Below are 1,001 nucleotides of genomic sequence, written 5' to 3'. Positions count from 1 at the left end.
CCGGGCAGCTTCATCCGGGTGCGCCAGGGCGACACGGTGGAGTTCCACCTGAAGAACGCGCCGGACAGCAAGATGCCGCACAACATCGACCTGCACGGGGTGACCGGCCCGGGCGGCGGGGCGGCGTCCAGCTTCACCGCGCCGGGGCATGAATCGCGGTTCACCTTCAAGGCGCTGAACCAGGGCATCTACGTCTACCACTGCGCCACCGCGCCGGTGGGCATGCACATCGCCAACGGCATGTACGGGCTGATCCTGGTCGAGCCGCCGGAAGGGTTGCCGAAGGTCGACCACGAGTACTACGTGATGCAGGGCGACTTCTACACCACCGGCAAATACCGGCAGAAGGGCCACCAGCCGTTCGACATGGAGAAGGCGATCGACGAGCACCCGACCTATGTGCTGTTCAACGGCAAGGAAGGCGCGCTGACCGGTGACAACGCACTGACCGCCAAGACCAACCAGACGGTGCGGCTGTTCGTGGGCAACGGCGGACCGAACCTGGTGTCGAGCTTCCATGTGATCGGCGAGATCTTCGACAAGGTGCAGCCCGAAGGCGGCACGGTGGCGCAGCACAACGTACAGACCACGCTGATCCCGTCCGGCGGTGCGGCGATGGTGGAATTCCACACCGATGTGCCGGGTAGCTACGTGCTGGTCGACCACTCGATCTTCCGCGCGTTCAACAAGGGCGCGCTGGGCATCCTGAAGGTGGACGGTCCGGAGGACAAGTCGATCTACTCGGGCAAGGAAGTGGATTCGGTCTACCTGGGCGACCGCTCGGAGCCGAACCTGAAGGCGGTGACCACGGCGGCGACGGCGCATGCGGCCGGCACGCTGACCAAGGCCGAGCAGATCGCGGCGGGCAAGCAGCTGTTCACCGGCACCTGCTCGGTGTGCCACCAGGCGAACGGCGAGGGCCTGCCGAACGTGTTCCCGCCGCTGGCGAAGTCGGACTTCCTGGCGGCGGACCCGAAGCGGGCGATGACGATCGTGACGCA

The 1,001-nt window shown here is 66.1% G+C and carries 1 protein-coding gene; it reads left to right on the top strand.

What is annotated here, in order from left to right; translation table 11 throughout:
• Positions 1 to 1,001, top strand: a 1,001-nt coding sequence (gene nirK, locus IMW82_RS17770) for a copper-containing nitrite reductase (protein WP_211005535.1), incomplete at both ends; no start/stop codon positions are given.

It is taken from the genome of Rhodanobacter sp. B2A1Ga4 (assembly GCF_018101315.1).
GTDB classification, from domain to species: Bacteria; Pseudomonadota; Gammaproteobacteria; order Xanthomonadales; family Rhodanobacteraceae; genus Rhodanobacter; species Rhodanobacter thiooxydans_A.
The sequence above is the reverse complement of the archived record's forward strand: the minus strand, read 5'-3'. Positions and strand labels throughout refer to the sequence as shown.